Source organism: Pseudomonas sp. DP-17, from assembly GCF_022380625.1.
Classification (GTDB): Bacteria; Pseudomonadota; Gammaproteobacteria; order Pseudomonadales; family Pseudomonadaceae; genus Pseudomonas; species Pseudomonas nitroreducens_A.
Genome location: NZ_JAKSXG010000009.1, coordinates 359,023 through 375,389, shown reverse-complemented (window position 1 = coordinate 375,389; position 16,367 = coordinate 359,023). Strand labels below are relative to the sequence as shown.

General features: G+C 65.3%; 18 protein-coding genes. 15 read left to right on the top strand and 3 right to left on the bottom strand.

The window, feature by feature from the left end:
* Positions 1-21: 21 nt before the first annotated feature.
* The 6 genes from hslU (at position 22) to MJ122_RS16205 (ending at position 8,078) form a co-directional block, all read left to right on the top strand.
* Positions 22-1,362 carry an ATP-dependent protease ATPase subunit HslU gene (gene hslU / locus MJ122_RS16230; protein ID WP_017520169.1) on the top strand — a complete coding sequence of 447 codons (1,341 nt, stop codon included), beginning with the start codon at positions 22-24 and terminating at the stop codon, positions 1,360-1,362.
* Positions 1,363-1,454: 92 nt separating this feature from the next.
* Positions 1,455-1,826, top strand: coding sequence for a DUF971 domain-containing protein (locus tag MJ122_RS16225; protein WP_017520168.1), 372 nt, complete (start codon positions 1,455-1,457; stop codon positions 1,824-1,826).
* Between the two features lie 684 nt (positions 1,827-2,510).
* The gene (phaC, locus tag MJ122_RS16220) at positions 2,511-4,190 is read left to right on the top strand and encodes a class II poly(R)-hydroxyalkanoic acid synthase (protein ID WP_017520167.1); all 1,680 of its coding nucleotides are present in this window, start codon (positions 2,511-2,513) and stop codon (positions 4,188-4,190) included.
* A complete protein-coding gene (phaZ, locus tag MJ122_RS16215) occupies positions 4,187-5,191 on the top strand; it encodes a poly(3-hydroxyalkanoate) depolymerase (RefSeq protein ID WP_239744806.1) in 1,005 nt (334 codons plus the stop codon). Before phaC (MJ122_RS16220) ends, phaZ begins: the two co-directional genes overlap by 4 nt.
* Before the next feature lie 331 nt (positions 5,192-5,522).
* A complete protein-coding gene (gene phaC, locus MJ122_RS16210; RefSeq protein WP_239744805.1) occupies positions 5,523-7,205 on the top strand; it encodes a class II poly(R)-hydroxyalkanoic acid synthase in 1,683 nt (560 codons plus the stop codon).
* A gap of 258 nt (positions 7,206-7,463) precedes the next feature.
* Entirely contained in the window at positions 7,464-8,078 is a 615-nt protein-coding gene (locus tag MJ122_RS16205; protein WP_239744804.1) for a TetR/AcrR family transcriptional regulator, read from the top strand.
* Between the two features lie 78 nt (positions 8,079-8,156).
* Here MJ122_RS16205 and MJ122_RS16200 read toward each other — a convergent pair whose 3' ends face one another.
* The 3 genes from MJ122_RS16200 to MJ122_RS16190 all read right to left on the bottom strand — a co-directional run bounded on the left by MJ122_RS16200 (position 8,157) and on the right by MJ122_RS16190 (position 9,942).
* Entirely contained in the window at positions 8,157-9,077 is a 921-nt protein-coding gene (locus MJ122_RS16200; RefSeq protein ID WP_239744803.1) for a phasin family protein, read from the bottom strand.
* Between the two features lie 10 nt (positions 9,078-9,087).
* Positions 9,088-9,498, bottom strand: a complete 411-nt coding sequence (locus MJ122_RS16195) for a phasin family protein (protein ID WP_017520162.1) — start codon at positions 9,496-9,498, stop codon at positions 9,088-9,090.
* A gap of 168 nt (positions 9,499-9,666) precedes the next feature.
* Positions 9,667-9,942 (bottom strand): polyhydroxyalkanoic acid system family protein, encoded by a 276-nt coding sequence (locus MJ122_RS16190; protein WP_017520161.1) that lies wholly within the window; start codon positions 9,940-9,942, stop codon positions 9,667-9,669.
* A gap of 141 nt (positions 9,943-10,083) precedes the next feature.
* On the opposite strand from MJ122_RS16190, the gene ubiE reads away from it, so the two are divergent.
* The 9 genes from ubiE to MJ122_RS16145 all read left to right on the top strand — a co-directional run bounded on the left by ubiE (position 10,084) and on the right by MJ122_RS16145 (position 16,220).
* The gene (gene ubiE / locus MJ122_RS16185) at positions 10,084-10,866 is read left to right on the top strand and encodes a bifunctional demethylmenaquinone methyltransferase/2-methoxy-6-polyprenyl-1,4-benzoquinol methylase UbiE (protein ID WP_017520160.1); all 783 of its coding nucleotides are present in this window, start codon (positions 10,084-10,086) and stop codon (positions 10,864-10,866) included.
* Complete coding sequence (locus tag MJ122_RS16180) at positions 10,863-11,489, top strand: SCP2 sterol-binding domain-containing protein (RefSeq protein WP_239744867.1); 627 nt, start codon at positions 10,863-10,865, stop codon at positions 11,487-11,489. Before ubiE ends, MJ122_RS16180 begins: the two co-directional genes overlap by 4 nt.
* The gene (ubiB, locus tag MJ122_RS16175; protein ID WP_239744802.1) at positions 11,486-13,096 is read left to right on the top strand and encodes a ubiquinone biosynthesis regulatory protein kinase UbiB; all 1,611 of its coding nucleotides are present in this window, start codon (positions 11,486-11,488) and stop codon (positions 13,094-13,096) included. Before MJ122_RS16180 ends, ubiB begins: the two co-directional genes overlap by 4 nt.
* Before the next feature lie 95 nt (positions 13,097-13,191).
* Positions 13,192-13,605 carry a phosphoribosyl-AMP cyclohydrolase gene (hisI, locus tag MJ122_RS16170; protein WP_017520157.1) on the top strand — a complete coding sequence of 138 codons (414 nt, stop codon included), beginning with the start codon at positions 13,192-13,194 and terminating at the stop codon, positions 13,603-13,605.
* Entirely contained in the window at positions 13,595-13,933 is a 339-nt protein-coding gene (locus MJ122_RS16165; protein WP_065086256.1) for a phosphoribosyl-ATP diphosphatase, read from the top strand. Before hisI ends, MJ122_RS16165 begins: the two co-directional genes overlap by 11 nt.
* Before the next feature lie 27 nt (positions 13,934-13,960).
* Complete coding sequence (locus MJ122_RS16160; protein ID WP_017520155.1) at positions 13,961-14,209, top strand: twin-arginine translocase TatA/TatE family subunit; 249 nt, start codon at positions 13,961-13,963, stop codon at positions 14,207-14,209.
* A gap of 3 nt (positions 14,210-14,212) precedes the next feature.
* A complete protein-coding gene (tatB, locus tag MJ122_RS16155) occupies positions 14,213-14,725 on the top strand; it encodes a Sec-independent protein translocase protein TatB (RefSeq protein ID WP_239744801.1) in 513 nt (170 codons plus the stop codon).
* Positions 14,722-15,516 (top strand): twin-arginine translocase subunit TatC, encoded by a 795-nt coding sequence (gene tatC, locus MJ122_RS16150; protein ID WP_239744800.1) that lies wholly within the window; start codon positions 14,722-14,724, stop codon positions 15,514-15,516. The genes tatB and tatC overlap by 4 nt, the downstream gene beginning before the upstream one ends.
* Positions 15,513-16,220, top strand: coding sequence for a 16S rRNA (uracil(1498)-N(3))-methyltransferase (locus MJ122_RS16145; protein ID WP_239744799.1), 708 nt, complete (start codon positions 15,513-15,515; stop codon positions 16,218-16,220). Before tatC ends, MJ122_RS16145 begins: the two co-directional genes overlap by 4 nt.
* The last annotated feature ends 147 nt before the right edge of the window (positions 16,221-16,367 follow it).

Below are 16,367 nucleotides of genomic sequence, written 5' to 3'. Positions count from 1 at the left end.
CGTTCCGGAGTAGCCCGTCCAATGTCCATGACTCCCCGCGAGATCGTCCACGAACTCAACCGCCACATCATCGGCCAGGACGACGCCAAGCGCGCCGTCGCCATCGCCCTGCGCAACCGCTGGCGGCGCATGCAGCTGCCGGCCGAGCTGCGCGCCGAGGTAACGCCGAAGAACATCCTGATGATCGGCCCGACCGGCGTCGGCAAGACCGAGATTGCCCGGCGCCTGGCCAAGCTGGCCAACGCCCCCTTCATCAAGGTGGAAGCGACCAAGTTCACCGAAGTCGGCTACGTCGGCCGTGACGTCGAGTCGATCATCCGCGACCTCGCCGACGCCGCGATCAAGATGCTCCGCGAGCAGGAAGTGCAGAAGGTGAAGTACCGCGCCGAAGACGCCGCCGAAGAGCGCATTCTCGATGCACTGCTGCCGCCGGCGCGCACCACCGGCTTCGGTGACGAGCCGCCGCGCGAGGATTCCAACACCCGCCAGCTGTTCCGCAAGCGCCTTCGCGAAGGCCAGCTGGACGACAAGGAAATCGACATCGAGGTCGCCGACATCCCCTCGGGCGTGGAAATCATGGCCCCGCCCGGCATGGAAGAGATGACCAACCAGTTGCAGAACCTGTTCTCCAACATGGGCAAGGGCAAGCGCAAGAGCCGCAAGCTGAAGGTCGCCGAGGCCATGAAGCTGATCCGCGACGAGGAAGCGCAGCGCCTGGTCAACGAAGAGGATCTCAAGGCCCGCGCCCTGGAAGCGGTCGAGCAGAACGGCATCGTCTTCATCGACGAGATCGACAAGATCGCCAAGCGTGGCAACGTCGGCGGCGCCGATGTCTCCCGCGAGGGTGTGCAGCGTGACCTGCTGCCGCTGATCGAGGGTTGCACGGTGAACACCAAGCTCGGCATGGTGAAGACCGACCACATCCTGTTCATCGCCTCGGGCGCGTTCCACCTGTCCAAGCCCAGCGATCTGGTACCCGAACTGCAGGGTCGCCTGCCGATCCGCGTCGAGCTCAAGGCCCTGAGCCCGAGCGATTTCGAGCGCATCCTGAGCGAACCGCACGCCTCGCTGACCGAGCAGTACACCGCGCTGCTGAAGACCGAAGGCCTGGACATCGAGTTCGCCGCCGACGGCATCAAGCGCCTCGCGGAGATCGCCTTCCAGGTCAACGAAAAGACCGAGAACATCGGTGCCCGTCGCCTGCACACCCTGCTCGAGCGCCTGCTCGAAGAAGTGTCCTTCGACGCCGCCGACCTCGCCAGCGAGCACAGCGACAAGGCCATCGTGATCGACGCGGCCTACGTCAACGGTCACCTGGGCGAACTGGCCCAGGACGAAGACCTGTCGCGCTACATCCTCTGAGCGATCCACATCGCTGCGACGGGGCGCCTCAGGGCGCCCCGCTGTTTTTCTGCCGGCGCTACAATGCCGGAATCGCCGTTCAGGAGCCGTCCATGCGCATTCCTTCCGCCATCAAGCTGCACAAGGCCTCGAAGAAGCTTTCGCTGACTTATGGAGAGCAATCCTACGAGCTGTCCGCTGAGTTCCTGCGTGTGCATTCGCCATCGGCGGAAGTCCAGGGCCACGGTAACCCGGTGCTGCAGGTGGGCAAGCTGAACGTCGGCCTGAACAACCTGGAGCCGGCCGGGCAGTATGCGCTCAAGCTGACCTTCGACGACGGCCACGACAGCGGCCTGTTCACCTGGGATTACCTGTACGAACTCTGCGTGCGCCACGACGAAATGTGGGCCGACTACCTGGCGCAGCTGGAGAAGGCCGGCAAGTCGCGCGACCCGTCGGAATCCGTGGTCAAGCTGATGCTCTAGCGGTACACCACACTTCCCGACTGCGTAGGAGCGGACTCCGACCGCGATCGGCCCCAGGGCACGCTCAACCATCGAGGAGGAATCCGCTCCTACCTGAAATATCGCGCCGGGGCGACCTCTCCTCGCCCTCTCCCTGAAGGGAGAGGGAGTCAACGGCACGGACTTTCAGAGAAAGACTGTTGCTCCTATCGGCGCTCCAAAACCCCAATTCTGCATTCCCGGACAGGAACGCCCCAGGGACGCGATTGCGGCATGGCCCGCGCCTCCAACTCGTTCGATCTTTCCTCCCCGCCTCCGCCTCCGCACCAACCTTCGTCGGGCACTCGCTCCAGGGCACGCCATTTGCAACATTCCCGATGCAGACTGCTGCCTGCGTGTTCGCCGTCAGGGAATTGGCGAGATGCCCCCGCTCTAGGGCGCGTTTTCTAACTTTTCCCGACATACTCCTAGGAGAAGGCCCACGCTGCACCAGCTTGCGCGGCGAAGGAAACTCGGGTAACCAAGGCAGTGCAATGTACGGAGTTACAGTGCACCGAGCGTGGTCACCTGAAGTTCCAGTGATGCCGCCAAGTAGATGAATCGCGTGGAGCTGTCTCCACGTTCCGCAACCCCGAGCAGTACTTGGCCTTACGTCACCCAGGTGAGCCCCGCCAGTATGCGTCTCAGGACAATGGAGCGTCGCCGATGACCCAGAAGAACAACAGCGATCTACCCCAGCAAGCCGCGGAAAATACCCTCGCCCTGAACCCGGTGATCGGAATTCGCGGCAAGGACCTGCTCACCTCTGCCCGGATGGTGCTGCTGCAAGCGATCAAGCAGCCCTTCCACAGCGCCAAGCACGTGACCCACTTCGGCCTGGAGCTGAAGAATGTCCTGCTCGGCAAATCCGAATTGAAGCCCTCGGACGACGACCGCCGCTTCAACGATCCGGCCTGGAGCCAGAACCCGCTCTACCGCCGCTACCTGCAGACGTACCTGGCCTGGCGCAAGGAGTTGCACGCGTGGATCGGCGACAGCGACCTGTCCGCCCAGGACATCAGCCGCGGACAGTTCGTCATCAACCTGATGACCGAGGCCATGGCGCCGACCAACACGCTGTCCAACCCGGCGGCGGTCAAACGCTTCTTCGAGACCGGCGGCAAGAGCCTGCTCGACGGCCTCACCCATCTGGCCAAGGACCTGGTGAACAACGGCGGCATGCCCAGCCAGGTCAACATGGATGCCTTCGAGGTCGGCAAGAACCTCGCCCTGACCGAAGGAGCGGTGGTGTTCCGCAACGATGTGCTGGAACTGATCCAGTACAAGCCGATCACCGAGAGCGTGCATGAGCGCCCCCTGCTGGTGGTGCCGCCGCAGATCAACAAGTTCTATGTCTTCGACCTGTCGCCGGAAAAGAGCCTGGCGCGCTTCTGCCTGCGCAATCAGGTGCAGACCTTCATCGTCAGCTGGCGCAACCCGACCAAGGCGCAGCGCGAGTGGGGCCTGACCACTTACATCGAGGCGCTCAAGGAAGCCATCGATGTGGTCCTGGCCATCACCGGCGCCAAGGACCTGAACATGCTCGGCGCATGCTCCGGCGGCATCACGACCGTCACCCTGCTGGGCCACTACGCGGCCCTGGGCGAGCACAAGGTCAATGCTTTCACCCAGATGGTCAGCGTGCTGGACTTCGAACTGGATACCCAGATCGCCCTGTTCGCCGACGAGAAGACCCTGGAAGCCGCCAAGCGCCGCTCGTACCAGTCCGGCGTGCTCGAAGGCAAGGACATGGCCAAGGTGTTCGCCTGGATGCGGCCCAACGACCTGATCTGGAACTACTGGGTCAACAACTACCTGCTGGGCAACGAGCCGCCGGCCTTCGACATCCTGTTCTGGAACAACGACACCACGCGCCTGCCGGCCGCCCTGCACGGCGAGCTGGTGGAGATGTTCAAGACCAACCCGCTGGGTCGCCCCGGCGCGCTGGAAGTCGGCGGCACGCCGATCGACCTCAAGCAGGTCACCTGCGATTTCTACTGCGTGGCCGGCCTCTCCGACCACATCACGCCCTGGGAGGCCTGCTACCGCTCCGCGCGCCTGCTGGGCGGCAAGTGTGAGTTCATCCTGTCCAACAGCGGTCACATCCAGAGCATCCTCAACCCGCCAGGCAACCCCAAGGCACGCTTCATGACCGGCCCGGAACTCTCGGCCGATCCGAAGACCTGGCAGGAAAACGCCAGCAAGCACGCCGACTCCTGGTGGCTGCACTGGCAGAACTGGCTGGCCGAGCGCTCGGGCAAGACGCGCAAGGCGCCGACCGTGCTGGGCAGCAAGGCCCATCCGGCTGGTGAAGCCGCTCCCGGAACCTACGTGCACGAACGATGAAAACAGAACTCCTCCCGCAAGCCGGCGCCGTGGACGACGCCAACCCTCCTGAATCGTCGCAGGCCTTGGAAGTGGCCGCGCCGCCGAGCCGGCGCGCGCGCAGCAAACGCAGCGCAGAGGAGATCCTGCCGAGCAAGGCGCCGGCGGCGCAGCCCTTCGAGTTCCGCACCATCGAACTCGACGGGCAGACCATCCGCACCGCCGTGCGTCCGGGCAAGAAGCACATGACGCCGCTGCTGATCTTCAACGGCATCGGCGCCAACCTGGAACTGGTTTTCCCCTTCGTCGCCGCGCTGGACCCGGATCTGGAGGTGATCGCCTTCGACGTTCCCGGCGTCGGCGGCTCGTCCACGCCCAGCACGCCGTACCGTTTCCCCGGCCTGGCCAAGCTGGCCGCGCGGATGCTCGACTACCTGGACTACGGCCAGGTGACGGCCATCGGCGTGTCCTGGGGCGGCGCGCTGGCGCAGCAGTTCGCCCATGACTACCCCGAGCGCTGCAAGAAGCTGATCCTCGCCGCCACCGCCGCCGGCGCGGTGATGGTGCCGGGCAAGCCCAGGGTGCTCTGGCGCATGGCCAGTCCACGGCGCTACATCCAGCCGTCCTATGGCGTGCACATCGCCCCGGACATCTACGGCGGCGCCTTCCGCCGCGACCCGAAGCTGGCCATGGCCTTCGCCAGCAAGGTTCGCTCGTCCGGCAAGATGGGCTACTACTGGCAGCTGTTCGCCGGACTTGGCTGGACCAGCATCCACTGGCTGCACAAGATCCGTCAGCCGACGCTGATCCTGGCCGGCGACGACGACCCGATCATCCCGCTGATCAACATGCGCATGATCGCCTGGCGCATCCCCAACTCCGAGCTGCACGTGATCGACGACGGCCACCTGTTCCTGGTGACCCGCGCGGAAACCGTGGCACCGATCATCATGAAGTTCCTCCAGGAAGAACGGCAGCGCGCGGTCATTCACCCACGGCCTTTCGCCCCGAAGGCCAGCTGAAGCATCACAGCTTCGTCACAGTCGGCGGGCATCCTGCCTTGACCGATCGCTGCGCAGGCACTTTTTTATACAGAGCCGAACAACAAACAGGCGTGTCCACGGGTATCGATACGTAGCGCCTGATTCGGGACCGCCGCGGCCACCTTTGCAGGTGACCGCAGGGCAACCCGGCTGCTGATCCACTGCCCTGTTTTCGTGCAGTAGCCCTCTCGCGTCGATACCCGTGCACACCCTCGAACCGGCGACAAGCGTCTGGACCGGGCTCCTCCCCACTCCGGTACAGCCCTTGCTTCCGCCTTTGGCAGGTCGGACCCTTTACGGAGTGCTGTTCATGCGAGAGAAAGCTGAACCGGGTAGCGTCCCCGTCCCCACCCAATACATGAATGCGCAGAGCGCGATGGTCGGCCTGCGCGGCAAGGACATGCTGTCCACCCTGCGCATGCTGGCGCTGCAGGGCGTACGCCATCCGGTCCATTCGGCCAGGCACCTGGCAGCCTTCGGCAAGCAGGTGGGCAAGGTGCTGATCGGCGATTCACCGCTGCAGCCCAACCCGCAGGATGCGCGCTTCCAGGACCCGTCCTGGCACCTGAATCCCTTTTACCGGCGCACCGTGCAGGCCTACCTGGCCTGGCAGAAGCAGTTGCTGGCCTGGGTCGACGAGAGCGACCTGAACAGCGACGACCGCGCCCGCGCGCGCTTCCTGCTGTCGATCCTCTCCGACGCCGCCTCGCCATCGAACACCCTGCTCAACCCGCTGGCGGTGAAGGAGCTGTTCAACACCGGCGGACAGAGCCTGCTCAAAGGCGCGCAGCACCTGCTCGACGACCTCATGCACAACGGCGGCATGCCCAGCCAGGTCAACCGCAGCGCCTTCGAGATCGGCCAGAACCTGGCCACCACGCCCGGCGCGGTAGTGTTCCGCAACGAGGTACTGGAACTGATCCAGTACAAGCCGATGGGCGAGCACCTGCATGCCAGGCCGCTGCTGATCGTGCCGCCGCAGATCAACAAGTTCTACATCTTCGACCTGACGGCCGAAAAGAGCTTCGTCCAGTACGCCCTGAAAAATAACCTGCAGTTGTTCATGGTGAGCTGGCGCAACCCCGACGCGCGCCATCGGGAGTGGGGCCTGTCGACTTATGTCACCGCGCTGGACGAGGCCATCGACGTGTGCCGCTCCATCAGCGGCAGCCGCAGCGTCAACCTGCTGGGCGCCTGCTCCGGCGGCCTGACCATTGCCGCGCTGCAAGGCCACCTGCAAGCGCGCCGGCAGTTGCGCAAGATTGCCAGCGCCACCTACCTGGTAAGCCTGCTGGACAGCCAGGTGGAAACTCCCGCCGCGCTGTTCGCCGACGAGCAGACCCTGGAAACCAGCAAGCGCCGCTCCTACCAGCACGGCGTGCTGGATGGACGCGACATGGCGAAGATATTCGCCTGGATGCGCCCCAACGACCTGATCTGGAACTACTGGGTCAACAACTACCTGCTGGGCAAGCAACCCCCGGCCTTCGACATCCTCTACTGGAACAACGACAACACGCGCCTGCCTGCCGCGCTGCATGGCGACTTCCTCGACTTCTTCAAGCACAACCCACTGGCCCGCCCCGGCGCCATGGAAATCAACGGCACGGCCATCGACCTGAAGAAGGTGGCAGTGGACAACTTCCACGTGGCCGGCATCACCGACCACATCACGCCATGGGACGCGGTGTACCGCTCGGCCCAACTGCTGGGCGGCGATACCCGCTTCGTGCTGTCCAACAGCGGCCACATCCAGAGCATCCTCAACCCGCCAGGCAACCCCAAGGCATGCTACTTCGAGAACGGCAAGATCAGCTCCGACCCGCGCGCCTGGTACTACGACACCAAGCGCCAGGAGGGCAGCTGGTGGCCGCTGTGGCTGGAATGGATCCAGGAACGATCGGGCGAACGCCGCCCGGTGCACTTCGAGCTGGGCAACGCCGAATACCCGGTCAAGGAAGCCGCGCCGGGTACCTACGTGCACGTACGCTGAGTGTGCCACCCCATCGCGGGTTGTTCAGGCACCGTGGAAGGCTCTTGTAGGATGGGTGGAGCGCAGCGATACCCCTGCCATCGGCGCGTCGAATTGATGGGTATCGCTGCGCTCCACGCCATCCTGCGAAAAGTTCTCCCGGCGTCCGTTGGAGCGGAGCGCAAAGAGCGCTCCATGCAGAAGTTTGCCGCGAGACCATTGGCATCCACCCTTGCCCGCGGCTATCGTCGGCCCACTGCGGCTGGAACCTGAACACGGATGAAAACGCGCGACCGGATTCTCGAATGCGCCCTGCAGCTGTTCAACGAACAGGGCGAGCCCAACGTTTCAACCCTGGAGATCGCCACCGAACTGGGCATCAGCCCCGGCAATCTCTACTACCACTTCCACGGCAAGGAGCCTCTGGTACTCGCGCTGTTCGAGCGCTTCCAGGACGAGCTGGCGCCGCTGCTCGACCCGCCGGAAGACGTTCGCCTGGACGCCGAGGATTATTGGCTGTTCCTGCACCTGATCGTCGAGCGCCTGGCGCACTACCGCTTCCTCTTCCAGGACCTCTCCAACCTCGCCGGGCGCCTGCCCAGGCTGGCCCGCGGCGTGCGCGCCTGGCTCAACCAGCTCAAGCGCACACTGGCCACCCTGCTGGCGCAGCTCAAGGCGCAGGGCGAATTGCTCAGCGACACCGAAGCCCTCGGTCAACTGGTGGAACAGATCACCCTGACCCTGCTGTTCTCCCTCGACTACCAGCGCATCCTCGGCCACGCCGGCGACGTCCGCCAGGTGGTGTTCCAGGTGATGATGCTGGTGGCGCCGCACCTGCGACCGGACTCGCAGCTGATCGCCGAGCGGCTCGCCAAGCGCTACCTCACGCCCTGACGCCCCCGCGAAAGCTTTTTCCCAGGGAGAATGAAAACGCCCGGCGCAAGGCCGGGCGCGGGTATTGCAGCAGACCGATCAGGCCTGGGACGGCGGCGGCGTTGCCGGAGCAGCGGCGGACGGCGTCACGGCCGGCGCGGCGGCGGGAGCCGACGGTACCGGGGTGGCGGCCGGAGCGGCTGCCGGTTTCGCAGCAGCCGGCTTGGCAGCGGCCTTGGGTGCAGCGGGTTTCTTCACGGCAGGCTTCTTCGCCGCGGCCGGCTTGGCTGCAGGTTTCGCAGCGGCAGGCTTGGCGGCAGCAGCCGGTTTTGCAGCGGGCTTGGCGGCAGGCTTCGCAGCAGCTTTCGCAGCAGCGGGCTTGGCCGCCGGTTTCGCGGCAGGCTTGGTCGCAGCCTTGGCAACCGGCTTCGCGGCAGCCTTGGCAGCCGGTTTGGCGGCGGCTTTAGCGGCAGGCTTGGCGGCCGGTTTGGCAGCGGGCTTGGCGGCGGCTTTGGCAGCCGGTTTGGACGCCGCAGTCTTCACAGCGGGTTTCGCAGCCGGTTTGGCGGCGGCTTTCGCTGCGGGCTTGGCGGCCGGTTTGGCAGCGGTCTTGACGCTGACGCCGGTGAGTTTCTCGATCTGCTTGGTGAGGCTGTCGACCTTGCTGTGCAGGTCTTTCACTTCACGGCTGCTCGGTACCCCCAGGCGCGAGATCGCGCTGTTCAGGCGCTTGTCGAAAGCTTCCTCCAGCTCGCCCCACTTGCCGATCGCGGCGCCCTTGACGGCATCGACGCGCGCCTTCGCGGAACGGGTGGAGGTTTTCACCGCACCCTCGACTTCGGTCTTGGCCAGTTTCTCGGCCTTCTCGCCGTCCTTGACCAGGGTCTCGAACACCTTGCTGCCGTCCTTGCTGACCTTCGAGTAGGCCCCCAAGCCAGCCAGCCAGATCTGCCGCGAGTATTTCTCGATCTCGCCGATCCAACTGGACTCTTTTTTATCGGTAGTTTTTTTGCCAGCCATCCTGCTCTCCTTATTGGGTTCTCGCGACACGCTCGAGCACTGCGCTCAGCTCATCCAGCTTAGCAGAGAGCGCCTCCACATCACGCCTGGAGGGAATTCCGATTCGGTTGAGGGCAGAGGCGACACGCGCATCGAACACCGCTTCGATCTTCTCGAAGTTCAGCTTGGCCTTCACGCTGTGCAGGCGACCCTTGACGCTGTCGTTGGCGGCGTCGATCTGGGTGCTCACCAGGTCGCGTCCCTTCTTCTCCACGGACTCGCCGGACTTGACCAGTTCCTTGAAGTATTCGCTGCCTTCGGCGCCCACGCGGGCATAGGTTCCCAGGCCTGCCAGCCAGATCTGCCGCGCATAGTGCTTGGCATCGGAATAGAGAGAGGATTCGAGTTCTACGACTTTCTTCTTGCTGACGGCCTTGGCCATGGTGGCACCTCACAGGGTTCAGATTCGATGATGTCGAACGCTGCCCGCATCAGGCGGGACTGTGAGCCAAGGTATCGGGGAAAATTAGAAAACACATACCAGGCTTTGTAGGAAAGCCGGCGCCGCTTGAAAACGGCATGGCCCCGCGGGGAGCGGGGCCGCAGGGAATCAGGCGAGGGCCTTGTCCAGCGCGCGTTCGATCTCGCCCTTGAGCAGGCCGCCCATGGCCGAGAGCATCAGGCCCAGCTTCACGTCCACCGCGACCTTGTCCGCGCCCACCTCGATGCGCCCGTCGACGCCACTGCGCTTGAACAGCAGGGTGTCGCCCTGCCACTCGCTGTTCACACCGTGCTCGCGGGTGAGCTTGTCGGCGAGTTTCTGCGCCTTGGCGCGGGCGGCTTCCAGGCCCAGCGAGTGATGACGTTCGACGTGGATACGGGACATTCTTGAACTCCGCGAGTGACTGACTTGCCAAATGATACGCGCCGCGCCGTATCGCCGCACCCCGGCGGCGCCCTGACCAAGGCGGCGTTTTCTCTGCTTCCTGTTAGAATGCCCGCCACTGACTTCCAGGGTAGAAATGCCATGAGCGAACCGCGCAAGCCCCAAGCCGGCCAGGACAGCGCCGATCCCACCACGCACTTCGGCTACAAGACCGTGCGTGAGAGCGAGAAGGCCGAGAAGGTCGCCGAGGTATTCCACTCGGTCGCCGCCAAGTACGACCTGATGAACGACCTGATGTCCGGCGGCATCCACCGTCTGTGGAAGCGCTTCACCATCGAGCTGTCCGGCGTGCGCGCCGGCAACCGGGTGCTGGACATCGCCGGCGGCACCGGCGACCTGACCCGCCAGTTCTCCCGCCTGGTCGGCCCGACCGGCGAAGTGGTGCTGGCCGACATCAACGCCTCGATGCTCAAGGTCGGTCGCGACAAGCTGCTCGACAGCGGCGTCGCCGGCAACGTCAGTTTCGTCCAGGCCGACGCCGAGAAGCTGCCGTTCCCCGACAACCACTTCGACGCGGTGACCATCGCCTTCGGCCTGCGCAACGTCACCCACAAGGACGAAGCCATCCGCTCCATGCTGCGGGTGCTCAAGCCCGGCGGCCGCCTGCTCGTGCTGGAATTCTCCAAGCCCACCAGCAGCCTGCTGTCCAAGGCCTACGACGCCTACTCCTTCACCCTGCTGCCGCTGATGGGCAAGCTGGTGACCAACGATTCCGAAAGCTATCGCTACCTCGCCGAATCGATCCGCATGCACCCCGACCAGGAAACGCTGAAGTCGATGATGGTGGAGGCCGGCTTCGACCGCGTCACCTACCACAACATGACCGGCGGCGTGGTCGCCCTGCACCGCGGCATCAAGCCCTGATGACCCTGCTCCTGCAGGCCGCCCTGGCCGGCGCCGAGGCAACCGTCAATCGCGTACTGCGGCTCGACGGCGTGGCGCTGAAACGCCTGGGCCGGCTTGCCGGCAAGGTGCTGGAGGTGGACTGCCAGGCGCCCGCGCTCAGGCTGTTCATCCTGCCCGACGCCGACGGCCTGCACCTGGCCGCGCACCACGAGGCGCAAGTCGACTGCACCCTCGTCGCGCCCGCCGGCAACCTGCTGCAACTGGCGCTGGCCAAGGACAAGACCCGCGTCCTTCACAGCCCCGAAGTGACCATGGGCGGCGACAGCGCGATGCTGCTGGAGCTGGCTGACATCCTCCAGGGCCTGGAGCTGGACTGGGAGTACGAAGTCTCCCGCTGGCTCGGCCCGGTGCCTGCGCACCTGCTCGGCGCGCGCCTGCGCGGCGGCATGGCCTGGGCCGGCGACAGCCTGGAAAGCCTGCGCCTGAGCCTCGCCGACTACCTCGCCGAGGAAAGCCGCAGCCTGGTCGGCCAGCAAGAAGCCGAAGCCCGCTTCGCCGAGCTGGACCAGTTGAAAATTTCCCTCGACCGCCTCGACGCGCGGATCAACCGCCTGACCCAGAAGATCAAGCCCGACGCATGAAGCTGCTCGCCATCCGCCGCCTGCTGCGCATCCAGCGCATAGCCATCCGCTACCGACTGGACGACATGGTCCTCGACCTGCCCTTCCTGCCCTGGTGGCTGCGCCTGGCCGGTGGCCTGCTGCCGTGGCGCTGGTTGCCGCGCAAGCCGCTGGCGCTCAGCCGTGGCGCACGCCTGCGCCTGGCGCTGGAGGACCTGGGACCGATCTTCATCAAGTTCGGCCAGATCCTTTCCACCCGCCGCGACCTGCTGCCCGACGACATCGCCCTGGAGCTGGCCTTCCTGCAGGACAAGGTGCCACCCTTCCCGCCGGAGCTGGCCGTCGCGCTCATCGAGCAGCAGCTGGGGGCGAAGATCGAGCAGGTGTTCGCCCGCTTCGAGCGCGAGCCGCTGGCCTCTGCCTCCGTGGCGCAGGTGCACACCGCGCAGCTCAAGACCGGCGAGGAAGTGGTGGTGAAAGTCATCCGCCCGAACCTGGAACCGGTGATCCGCTCCGACATCGCCTGGCTGCACATCCTTGCGCGCACCGCCGAGCGAATTTCCGCCGATGCCCGCCGCCTGCATCCGGCCGAAGTCGTCAGCGACTACGAGAAGACCATCTACGACGAGCTGGACCTGCTGCGCGAAGCCGCCAACTCCTCGCAGCTGCGGCGCAACTTCGAAGGCTCGCCGCTGCTCTACGTGCCCCAGGTCTACTGGGACTGGTGCCGCCCCAAGGTACTGGTGATGGAGCGCATCTACGGCATCCCGGTCACCGACCTGGAGACCCTGCGCGACCAACGCACCGACTTCAAGGCGCTGGCCGAGCGCGGCGTGGAGATCTTCTTCACCCAGGTGTTCCGCGACAGCTTCTTCCACGCCGACATGCACCCCGGCAACATCTTCGTCAGCACCCGCACGCCCTGGAGCCCGCAGTACATCGCGGTGGACTGCGGCATTGTCGGCAGCCTCACCGACGAGGACCAGGACTACCTGGCGCGCAACCTGATCGCCTTCTTCAAGCGCGACTACCGCAAGGTCGCCCAACTGCACATCGACTCGGGCTGGGTGCCGGCGGAAACCAAGGTCAACGACTTCGAAGCGGCGATCCGCACCGTTTGCGAACCGATCTTCGAGAAGCCGCTCAAGGACATCTCCTTCGGCCAGGTGCTGCTGCGCCTGTTCCAGACCGCGCGGCGCTTCAACATGGAAGTGCAGCCGCAACTGGTGTTGCTGCAGAAGACCCTGCTGAACATCGAAGGCCTGGGCCGCCAGCTCTATCCCGAACTGGATCTGTGGACCACGGCGCAGCCCTACCTCGAGCGCTGGATGCGCGAGCGCGTCAGCCCGGGCACCCTGCTGCGCAATGCCCAGCAGCACCTGGAGCAGATTCCCCACCTGGCGCAGATGACCCGCGAGACGCTGGAACGCCTGTCGCGCGATCCGGACCCGGACAAGCGCCTGATCATCGAGAGCCACGACTCCGGCGCAAGCGCCTGGCCGGCGCGACTGATCGGCGCAGTGCTGGTGGCCGGCGCCGCCGAAACCGGCCTCGCCACCCACAGCCTCGCCGCCTGGCCGGCGTGGGCAATGCTGGCCGGTGGTCTGTATCTGATTCTGCGCCGATAGCCAGTCGCCGCACTGGCTGGCACACTTAACCGCTGGACCAAGTGGCTTGCAAAGTGGCTCTGGGCGCTGTGTGCGCCCGCTGTACGGAACCCGAGATGAAAGACTGGCTGGACGAAATCAACTGGAATGCCGATGGACTGGTGCCGGCGATCGCCCAGGACCATCGCACCGGCCGCGTGCTGATGATGGCCTGGATGAACCGCGAGGCCCTGACCCTCACCGCCGCCGAAAACCGCGCCATCTACTGGTCGCGCTCGCGCGGCAAGCTCTGGCGCAAGGGCGAGGAGTCCGGCCACGTGCAGAAGCTGCACGAGCTGCGCCTGGACTGCGACGCCGACGTGGTGATCCTGATGGTCGAGCAACTGGGCGGTATCGCCTGCCACACCGGCCGCGAAAGCTGCTTCTACCGGGTGTTCGAGAACGGCGCCTGGCAGACCGTCGACCCGGTGCTGAAGGACCCGGATGCCATCTACTCCCACGTAGGTACAGGAAAACCCCATGAGCACTGATACCCTCGCCCGTCTGGCGGAAGTCCTCGAAGCGCGCAAGAATGCCGCACCGGACAGTTCCTACGTGGCCAGCCTGTATCACAAGGGCCTGAACAAGATTCTGGAGAAAGTCGGCGAGGAATCGGTGGAAACCATCCTGGCCGCGAAAGACGCCGCCACCAGCGGTGACTGCACGGACCTGATCTACGAAACGGCTGACCTCTGGTTCCATTCCCTGGTGATGCTCGCCGCTCTCGGCCAGCACCCGCAGGCGGTACTGGACGAGCTGGACCGCCGCTTCGGCCTTTCCGGGCATGACGAGAAAGCCGCGCGCCAGCCGTCAGCCTGAACCCGACAACTTTGCGAGGAATACAAGATGGGCATCTTTGACTGGAAACACTGGGTCGTCATCCTGATCGTCGTGGTACTGGTCTTCGGCACCAAGCGCCTGAAGAACCTCGGCTCGGACGTCGGCGAAGCCATCAAGGGCTTCAAGAAGGCGATGAACACGGAGGAAGACGAGAAGAAAGACCCGAATGCCGCTGCCGGCAACCCGCCGCTGAACCAGCCGCACACCATCGACGCCCAGGCGCAGAAGGTCGAAGAGCCGGCGCGCAAGGACTGATTCATGTTCGGTATCAGCTTCAGCGAACTGCTGCTGGTGGGTCTCGTCGCCCTGCTGGTGCTCGGCCCCGACCGCCTGCCGGGTGCCGCGCGCACCGCCGGGCTGTGGATCGGCCGGCTCAAGCGCAGCTTCAACGCCATCAAGACGGAAGTGGAGCGTGAGCTCGGCGCGGATGAAATCCGTCGCCAGCTGCACAACGAACACATCCTGCAGATGGAACAGGAAGCCAAGAAGCTGATGGCGCCGCTGACCGACCTGCAAGACCAGGCTCGGGAAGCCTTCAATCCGCTGCAGCCTTCGGCCCAGCCGGAAGGCCAGGCCACTTCTACCGAGTCGCCCGCAGCGCCGGTCATCGCACCCAATAGCCGGCTGAACAGCCTGCCGGGGGCGGGCCTCGCGCCTGCCACTGTGGAGGCTCCTGCCGCTGCACCGCAGGCGCCGGAAGCCGGCCAGCCAAGCCAAACGACCGCCGCGAGCCAGCCGCCCGCTTCGTCCGAGACGCCGCGTACCCCATGAGCGCCGAAAAGCCTGACCAGCCCGAACATGACCAGGAAATGCCCCTGGTCTCGCACCTGACCGAACTGCGCAACCGCCTGCTGCGCTGCGTGATCGCGATCTTCGTGATCTTCATCGGCCTGCTGTACTTCTCGCAGAAGATCTACGCGCTGGCTTCCGAGCCGCTGCGCCGCTTCCTGCCCGAAGGCGCGACCATGATCGCCATCGACCCGGCTTCGGCCTTCCTCGCACCGCTGAAGCTGACCATGATCGTCGCCGTGCTGTTCGCCATGCCGGTGATCCTCAGCCAGGTCTGGGGCTTCATCGCGCCGGGGCTGTACAAGCACGAGAAACGCGTCGCCCTGCCGCTGCTGGCCTCCAGCATCGTACTGTTCTACGCCGGCATGGCCTTCGCCTACTTCATGGTGTTTCCGTTGATGTTCCACTTCTTCCTCGGCTCGGCCCCGGAAGGCGTGACACCGATGACCGACATCAACAGCTACCTGGACTTCCTTACCCTGCTGTTCGCCTTCGGCGTGGCCTTCGAGATTCCCGTCGCCACCGTGCTGCTGGTGTGGATCGGGGTGGTCGACGTGGCTTACCTGAAGAAGATCCGTCCCTATGTGATCATCGGCTGCTTCGTGGTCGGCATGATCCTCACACCGCCGGACCCGCTGTCGCAGACCCTGCTCGCCGTGCCGATGTGGTTGCTGTTCGAGGCCGGCGTGCTGTTCAGCCACCTGATCCGCAAGCGCGGCCCGGAAGAGGAAGAAGCGTCCAAGGGCGACCAGCCGCCGGCCACCCGCCCGTGAACCTGTTGCTGCTCGACGACGCCGACTTCGTGGCGGCGGACCGCGTGATCCTGCGTGACCGCCGCCTGACCCACCTGCAGGAAGTCCACCGCGCCGAAAGCGGCGACCGGATGCGCGTCGGCCGCCTCGGCGGACAGATGGGCGAAGGCCGCCTGCTGCGCCTGGACGCCAGCGAAGCCGAGCTGCAGGTCAGCTTCGACCAGGCCCCGCCGGCCAAGCTGCCGCTCACCCTGCTGCTCGCCCTGCCCCGCCCGAAGATGCTCCGCCGCGTACTGCAGACCGTCGCCGCCATGGGCGTGCCGCGCCTGGTGCTGCTCAACAGCTACCGGGTGGAGAAGAGCTTCTGGCAGACCCCCTTCCTCGAACCCGAAGCTGTGCGCGAGCAACTGATCCTGGGCCTGGAACAGGCCCGAGATACCGTGCTGCCCGAGGTGATCATCGAGAAGCGCTTCAAGCCCTTCGTCGAGGATCGCCTGCCCGCGCTGGCCGCCGGCAGTCTCGGCCTGATCGGCCATCCCGGCCCCTGGCCCGAGTGCCCGCGTGCACTGAGCGAGCCGGTGACCCTGGCCATCGGCCCAGAGGGCGGCTGGATTCCCTATGAGGTCGACAAGCTGTGCGAGGCCGGCCTGAACCCTGTTCAGCTGGGCGAGCGCATCCTGCGCGTCGAGACCGCCGTGACCGCGCTTTTGGCACGCCTGTACTAACGAAAAATGGCTAGAGGCCAGTAACCACGGGGCCTCCAGCGTGAACCACCAGTCAGAAAAATAACCCGAAACGCTTCAGTTCCCGCCAGCGAAGCCGATATCTGGGCTACCGGTCGTCCCCACTCTGCGCACTTCCTGCTCAGCCCT